Source organism: Streptomyces sp. NPDC002911 (genome assembly GCF_053591835.1).
Genome location: NZ_JBSFUO010000064.1, coordinates 1 through 7,108 on the forward strand (window position 1 = coordinate 1; position 7,108 = coordinate 7,108).

Sequence of the window (7,108 nt, forward strand, 5' to 3'; positions counted from 1 at the left end):
GGTCTCCACCATGTCCGAACACCGAAAACGCGTCAGCCACCAGGCAGTTCCCCCTCAACGACACCTCATCGCCCCAACCGAAACGGCGAGGCTAGCCGGTGACTTCGCACATGGGGGTTCAGGTTTCCAGCCGGCGGGGTCTGGTTTCGCCGACGCTGAGGAGTGCGAGCAGGTGTCGGTTGATGAGGATGATGGGTGGGCTGGTCGTGGTGCCGGGGGCGGAGCATGAGGCCGACGACCCCACGACCAAGTCGCACAGGTTGAAGATCAAGCTAGGGCGTTGCGAAAGTGCTCGTCATGGGCGTTTTCAGTCGATGGTGACTACCGAGGCGGTCACCATCGACAGTTCGCCCAGAGCGTGATTGATTGCCATACCCGCACTGGCGTCAGAGCGTTTGAGGATGACCGCATCCATCGCACACCTCAGTGATCCGCACATCACCACCGGCCCGCTCGCCAGTGCTCCCGCGGAGGGGTTGTACCGGGCACTCAGCCGTATCCTCGCGCTCGACCCGCAGCCCGACTGCGTGGTAATCACCGGAGACCTGGTCGATCGTGGCGTTCCGGAGGAATACCGGGCGCTGCGCGAGGTGATCGATCGCTTCCCACTGCCGATACACCTGGTGGCTGGCAACCACGACGATTCCGAAGTGCTGCTGGAGGAGTTCGCCGGAACACGCTTCCTGGGTGATGCAGCGCAGCCACACTACGCGGTGGACTACCCCGCGTTCACCCTCGTCGTCCTGGACTCCTCGGTCCCCCTCTCGCCTGGCGGCCACCTGGGGGTCTCCCAGTTGGAGTGGCTCGATGCGGTCCTCGCCCGCAGGCCGGAGGTCCCGGCGGTCGTCTGCCTGCACCACCCGCCGATCGCGGTCGGCATCCCGTTCCTGGACGGGATGCGCCTGGACGACGGAGAAGACCTGGCCGACATACTCATCCGGCACGGCAACGTCGCCCGAGTCCTGGCAGGCCACGTGCACCGCCCCATCACCGCCGCTTTTGCGGGCAGCATCCTGGCCACAGCCCCCAGCACCCATCTTCAAAGTGGCCTGGCCCTCCGTGACGGCGTACCCAACTACCTTTCGGAGCCGACCTCTTTCCTCCTCCACCTCCTCAGCGGCCCCTCCTGGGTCACCCATACCGTCTCCGTCAGCCACGCCGCGGCACCGATTGCCTGCTTCTAGCGAACGTGCGGTGGGGCCGGTCGCAGTCACTCATCGATGGCTGCGACCAGCACCGTCGCTTCATAGCGGACGGCGAGCTCGTCGTACCGGGTGCCCACGGCACGGTGTCTCTCGCGGCGGTTGACTCCGCACTCGACGGCGTGGCGCTCGCGGTAGTCGACCGGGTCGAAGTACGCCTTCTCGGCCCGTACTCGATGACGGACGCGCCGAGCGAGGCGATCAGGGCCGCGGGCAGGGTCAGCGCCATCGCGAAGCCGTCGTACCAGCGGATCTTCGCGGCGAGGACGGGCGGTTCGGCATCCACAGGGGGCTCGGTGGGGACGTCGGCTGAAATTGGCATTCGGCTCTTACAGAACCACTGAAAACCAAGCATCAAGATTGCTGCATAAGCAATCTTGCACTTTTCTAGTTGCTGTTTCGGCAGTCTTGACGGCCTCTATCTGCTGATGTTTGATCTGCCGCAATGTTCTACACGCTGAGAGGACCCGTCATGCCCACCCCGCCTCCGTCCCAGCAGCTGTTCATCAACGGTGGCTTCACCGACGGCGCCGGCAGCGACGTTTACGAGGTGCTGAGCCCGGCGACCGGCGAGATGGTCGGCACCTTCCCGCGCCCGGTGCAGGCCGATCTGGAGGCCGCCGTGACGGCCGCGCACGCCGCGCAGCGCGAGTGGGCCAGGACCAACGTCTGGGAGCGCGCCGAGACGTGCCGCCGCATCGCGGACGAGATCGACAAACGGCGCCACGAGCTTGCCCGGCTGCAGACGCTCGAGCAGGGCAAGCCCCTCGCGGAGTCGGTCGCCGACATCACCGAGACTGCTGAGCTGTTCCGGCTGCACGCCGAGGACGCGGTGCGGCTGAACGGCGAGACTCTGCTCTCCCGCGACAACCGCAAGCGGATGTTTACATTCCACCGACCGGTGGGCACCTGGGGCATCATCACGCCCTGGAACTTTCCGCTGCTGATGTTCTCGGAGTTCGCCGCCCCGGGCCTTGCCACTGGCAACGCCCTGATCGTCAAGCCGCCGCAGAACACCCCGCTGACCGTGCTGAAGGCCATGGAGGCGCTCGCCGCGGCGGGTCTGCCCGACGGCCTGGTCAGCATCCTGCCCGGCGACGGCGCCTTCGGTGACGCGCTGGTCCGCAACCCCGGCATCCACGCCATCGGCTTCATCGGCTCCTCCGCCACCGGCGCGAAGATCCAGGCCGCCGCCGGTCTGAAGCGTTCGCTGATGGAGTGCTCAGGCAACGGCCCGCTCGTCGTCCTCGCCGACGCCGATATCGACGCCGCCGCGAAGGCCGCCGTCGACGGCGCCTACCCCTGCGCGGGCCAGGTGTGCTGCGCCACCGAGCGCGTCGTCGTGCACCAGGACGTGCATGACGCGTTCGTGGAGGCGGTGCTGCGCGAGTCGCAGCGCGTCACCCTCGGCGACCCGCTCGACGAGAAGACGATGCTCGGCCCGCTCAACAACGAGGGCGTGGCGGCCAAGATGGACCGGCACATGGCCGATGCCCGCGAGCGCGGCGCGCGGATCCTCACCGGCGGCCGCCGCCGCGAGGGCATGCCCACCGATCTGTACTACGAGTTCACCGTGGTGGACGGGGTGCCGGAAGACAGCCTGCTGTCCAAGGAGGAGTCGTTCGGGCCGGTCGTGCCAATCATCACCGGCCGCGATGAGGACGATCTGCTGCGCATCGCCAACGACGACGCGCTCGGCCTGCAAGGCGCCGTCTTCACCCGCAGCATGGCCTCCGCGTTCCGCTTCCTCGAGGAGATGGAAGTCGGGCAGGTCATCGTCAACGAGTCCAACAACTGGTGGGACATCAACATGCCGTTCGGCGGTGCAGGCGCCCGCTCCACCGGCTGGGGCCGTATCGGCGGCAAGTGGACGCTGATGGATATGACCGACACCCGCACGGGGGTCATCAGCCTCTGAGCCGAGAATTGGACGTCCCTGGTGTCCGGCCCGGTTTACGCCCCGCGCGTGGCAGAGCCGCGTCTCAGGCCGGCCCGCGCACACAAGGAGCCCATTGAGCCGCGTTCTGCAGGACCCCGCCTACCGGCCGCTGCTGCGCCGGCAAGCCGCACCGACGAGCGCCTCACGGAGCGGCCGGCCACCTTCGGCAAGCTGGCCGGGCGCAGGCCGCCGAGGCATTTCCCCGCGCCGGCGGACGTGTCCTTCAGCCATGCCTGGGGCGGGCAGTGCGGGAACAGGTGCGCGCTCCTCACACCGTCTGTGCGGAAAGTCAGCGGAATATGACGCCGGTGGTACCGGCTCTAGCCGGTGACTGCGATGACGCTCCCTGCGGAGATCGCTGCCACCGTCCGCATCACAGCGGTGTTCACCGCCTCGGCGCCCCAGCTGCCCTGCTCCAGCTCCTTCGCACGCGTGTAGACCTTGCCCGACCATGGGATGGAGCGGTGCAGGCTCGGCAGAGTGCCACTCGCGGCGAGCAGCCCGATCAACGCCGCTGTACGGGCATCGGGTTCCTCGCCGTCGACCAGGACGGAGCGGACGTTTTCCACGAGGGCTTCCTTGTGCCTGGTGTCCGCGGCCGTCGTCGACGTCGTGCGGAACAGACCGAGCGTCTTCCTGCTCTGCCGACGCAGCAGGCCTCGCTCGACGAGCCGGTCCAGAACGGTCTCGCGCAACCCGGTGCCGATCTCGATGAGGAGGGTCTGGACACCTCGCACTCGCTCGGAGACCTTCTCGTGGGCGGCCCGGAGCACGGGGTCCGGTAGCGGATCGCCGGCGACGGCGTGCACCTTCAGACCGTTCAGGCCCTGGTCGCTCTCGTCGACCGTGACGTGTCCGCCGCGGCCGAGCTCGACGAGGACGGCGCCGCCCTGGGTGTAGTACAGCGTGCCGGCCCCGGCGATCGCCCCCGATTTGTCGTCGATCATCAACAGCGTCAGATCTTCGACAATGAGCATGTCGTTCTGCATCGTTCTCTGTCCAACCGTAGGCGTCGGGACAGCCCCAAGGGGTCGGGCCTCTGCCCAAGCTAACCTCGGACCGGCAGGTGGAGCAGTGCGTACTGTCACGGGACTTTCATGACACACGTCATGAAAGTCCCGTGGGCCCGGTCCGCGACCCGCGACGGGGGAGTGCTGCCAGCTCGCCCCCGGCGAGGTCACCAGTCGTGGACCGTCCCGTCGTGCAGCCGGTTGACCGGGAGGTACGCCGCCTCGTAGGGGTGCGCGGCCGCCAGCTCCTCGTTCAGATCCACCCCTATGCCCGGTGCTTCGCCCGGGTGCAGGTATCCGTCCGTGAAGCTGTACGCGTGGGGGAACACCTCCTCGGTGAGCGGAGTGTGGCCCGAGTACTCCTGGATACCGAAATTGTGTACGGCGAGGTCGAGGTGGACGGCGGCTGCCATGCCGACCGGGGAGATGTCCTCCGGCCCGTGAATCGCGCTCTTGATCTGGTACTGCGCGGCGAAGTCGAAGAGCTTGCGCAGCGGAGTGACCCCTCCGAAGTGCGTGACAGCGGAACGTACGTAGTCGATCAACTGCTCGGTGACCAGGGTCTGGTAGTCGTACACCGTGTTGAAGACCTCACCGATGGCCAGCGGCGTGGTGGTGTGGCGGCGGACCGTGCGCAGAGCCTCCTGGTTCTCGGCGGGCGTGCAGTCCTCGAGCCAGAAGAGCCGGTAGGGCTCCAGGTCCTTGCCGAGGCGGGCGGCCTGGAGGGGGGTGAGCCGGTGGTGTGCGTCGTGCAGGAGGGGCAGATCGGGGCCGAACTCGGCGCGCACGGCCTCCAGCACGGCCGGCATGTGACGCAGATAGGCGTCGGTGTCCCAGTCCTCCACCAGCGGCCGGACCTGCTGGTGCAGCACGGGGGCGCCGCTGGCGTCCGTGCTCGACACGCCGTAGACCGCCTTCAGTCCCGGGATGCCCGACTGCACCCGGACGGCGGGGTAGCCCTCGGCGAGGCGAGCCCGGACCGAATCGAGGAGCTCGGGGATGTCCCGGCCGTTGGCATGGCCGTAGGTGCCCACGCGGTCCCGGCTCGCGCCGCCGAGAAGCTGGTAGAGCGGGAGGCCCGCGGCCTTCGCCTTGATGTCCCACAGGGCGACGTCGACGGCGGCGATCGCGGCCATCGTCACCGGCCCGCGCCGCCAGTAGGCGCCGCGGTACAGGTACTGCCAGGTGTCTTCGATGCGGTGCGGGTCGAGGCCGATGAGGAGGGGTACGACGTGGTCCTCGAGATAGCTGACCACAGCCAGTTCCCGGCCGTTCAGCGTGGCGTCGCCGAGGCCGGTGAGTCCCTCGTCGGTCGTCAGTTTGAGGGTGACGAAGTTGCGTCCGGGGCTGGTGACGAGGACCTTCGCGTCGACAATTTTCATGGGGGGTACTTTCTTTCCGAATGCGGTGGTGAGGGCCGTTCAGCCCTTGGTGGCGCCCGAGGTCAAGCCGGCCACCAGGTACTTCTGTCCGAGGACGGCGGCCAGGACGACGGGGACGGTGATGAGTGTCGCGGCGGCCATCAGACCGCCCCAGTCGGTGCTCGCGTACGAGATGAAGTTGAAGAGGGTCACCGGCACGGTCTGCGTGCGGTCGTCGGCGAAGATCAGCGCGAACATGAAGTTGTTCCAGCTGAAGACGAAGGCGAGCAGTGAGGCGGTCGCGGTCCCGGGGGCCGCGAGGGGCAGTGCGATGCGCCAGAAGGCTCCGAAGGCGCTCAGCCCGTCGGTGCGCGCGGCTTCCTCCAGTTCGACCGGCAGACCGGCGAAGAAGCTGATCATGACCCACATGATGAGCGGGACGGAGACGAACATCTGACTGAGAATCAGCACGGTGTAGGAGCCGACGAGGCCCATCTGCGCGAACAGGTAGTACCAGGGGACGAGCAGGGAGATCGCCGGCACGATGCGCGCGACGAGGATCAGCGACCCGGTGCGGTGCATGTCGAACCGTCCGACCGCCCAGGCGGCGGGCACCGCGATGACCGCGGAGAGCACGGTGGAGACCACGCCGACCAGCAGTGAGTTGCCCATGGACCGCAGGATCTGCCCGGCCTCCACGATGTTCCGGAAGTTCTCGAGGGTGGGGCTGAACCACAGACCCACGGACGGATCGGTCACCTGGACGTTGGTCTTGAACGCGGCGGCGAACATCCACACCAGGGGCAGCGCGAAGACGAGCGTCACGAGGGCGATCGCGATGCCGCGCAGCCACGAGCGGGCGGTGCGTCGGCGCAGATGTGCCGGGACGGGTACGGGGGTGACGGTGGCACTCATGCGGTCTTCCTTCCGCCCCGGCGGCGCAGCAGTACCACGACGCCGATGATGAAGAGCGTGAACAGGACCAGGACGGCGGCGGCCAGGCCGTACTCCTGGTAGTCGAAGGTGAGTCCGTAGGCGTAGACGTTCAGGGTCTCCACTTCGAAGTCCGAGCCGCCGCCCGCACCCTTGGTGGCGTAGAGGATGTCGAAGGTCTTGAGAGCGTCGACGGCGCGCAGCACGAGGGCGGTGGCGAGCGTCGGCCCGAGCATGGGCAGCACGACGTGCCGGAACCGCTGCCAGCCGTTCGCCCCGTCGACGCGGGCCGCCTCTTCCGGTTCCTCGGGCAGAGTGGTCAGTCCGGCGAGCAGCAGCAGGGTCATCATGGGCGTCCACTGCCAGACATCGATGAGCATCCAATGCCACGAAGTTAAGGCTCAGTTGACGTTGTCAAGTCCTCCGGAAAAGGGATCTTGTACGTACTCGGTGCCGTGCGGATGAGTCGGCCGTTGCGTGTCCAGTAGCAGAGCTGCGCGTTGAAGCCGCTGAGCACACGCCCGTTAGTGGTGAGGCCAAGATGTCCTGCGATGTCGCGGGCGTGCATGGCCTGGTTGGAGTTGTACGCCAGGATCCGGCAGACCTGCCCCCAGCGGCCGGTAGCGGCCTGGTCTGGGGCATGCGCGGTGGGGAGAGCCGGTG

At 67.6% G+C, this 7,108-nt stretch carries 6 protein-coding genes and 2 pseudogenes; 3 read left to right on the forward strand and 5 right to left on the reverse strand.

Annotated features, from left to right (window positions below):
* Positions 1–401 precede the first annotated feature (401 nt).
* From ACWD04_RS33535 to ACWD04_RS33545, 3 genes are all read left to right on the forward strand, one after another.
* A complete protein-coding gene (locus ACWD04_RS33535; RefSeq protein ID WP_451137508.1) occupies positions 402–1,184 on the forward strand; it encodes a phosphodiesterase in 783 nt (260 codons plus the stop codon).
* A gap of 5 nt (positions 1,185–1,189) precedes the next feature.
* On the forward strand, positions 1,190–1,546 hold the full coding sequence (locus tag ACWD04_RS33540; RefSeq protein WP_451137509.1) for a hypothetical protein: 357 nt from the start codon (positions 1,190–1,192) through the stop codon (positions 1,544–1,546).
* A 128-nt stretch (positions 1,547–1,674) separates the two neighbouring features.
* Positions 1,675–3,120, forward strand: a complete 1,446-nt coding sequence (locus ACWD04_RS33545) for an aldehyde dehydrogenase family protein (RefSeq protein ID WP_451137510.1) — start codon at positions 1,675–1,677, stop codon at positions 3,118–3,120.
* Positions 3,121–3,461: 341 nt separating this feature from the next.
* On the opposite strand, the gene ACWD04_RS33550 is transcribed toward ACWD04_RS33545, so the two are convergent.
* The 5 genes and pseudogenes from ACWD04_RS33550 to ACWD04_RS33570 form a co-directional block, all read right to left on the reverse strand.
* Entirely contained in the window at positions 3,462–4,118 is a 657-nt protein-coding gene (locus ACWD04_RS33550) for a GOLPH3/VPS74 family protein (protein WP_451137511.1), read from the reverse strand.
* 200 nt (positions 4,119–4,318) lie between these two features.
* A complete protein-coding gene (gene manD / locus ACWD04_RS33555) occupies positions 4,319–5,533 on the reverse strand; it encodes a D-mannonate dehydratase ManD (RefSeq protein ID WP_451137512.1) in 1,215 nt (404 codons plus the stop codon).
* A gap of 39 nt (positions 5,534–5,572) precedes the next feature.
* Positions 5,573–6,427, reverse strand: a complete 855-nt coding sequence (locus ACWD04_RS33560) for a carbohydrate ABC transporter permease (RefSeq protein ID WP_451137513.1) — start codon at positions 6,425–6,427, stop codon at positions 5,573–5,575.
* Positions 6,424–6,825 (reverse strand): annotated as a pseudogene (locus ACWD04_RS33565) (carbohydrate ABC transporter permease); the annotation flags it as partial. The pseudogene ACWD04_RS33565 and the gene ACWD04_RS33560, both read right to left, overlap by 4 nt.
* A gap of 14 nt (positions 6,826–6,839) precedes the next feature.
* Positions 6,840–7,108 (reverse strand): annotated as a pseudogene (locus ACWD04_RS33570) (IS4 family transposase); the annotation flags it as partial.

Bases quoted from the DNA above. Each gene is read 5' to 3' on its own strand.
- ACWD04_RS33535 (WP_451137508.1), top strand. From the start codon at position 402: ATGACCGCATCCATCGCACACCTCAGTGATCCGCACATCACCACCGGC.
- ACWD04_RS33545 (WP_451137510.1), top strand. From the start codon at position 1,675: ATGCCCACCCCGCCTCCGTCCCAGCAGCTGTTCATCAACGGTGGCTTC.
- ACWD04_RS33550 (WP_451137511.1), bottom strand. From the start codon at position 4,118: ATGCTCATTGTCGAAGATCTGACGCTGTTGATGATCGACGACAAATCG.
- manD (WP_451137512.1), bottom strand. From the start codon at position 5,533: ATGAAAATTGTCGACGCGAAGGTCCTCGTCACCAGCCCCGGACGCAAC.
- ACWD04_RS33560 (WP_451137513.1), bottom strand. From the start codon at position 6,427: ATGAGTGCCACCGTCACCCCCGTACCCGTCCCGGCACATCTGCGCCGA.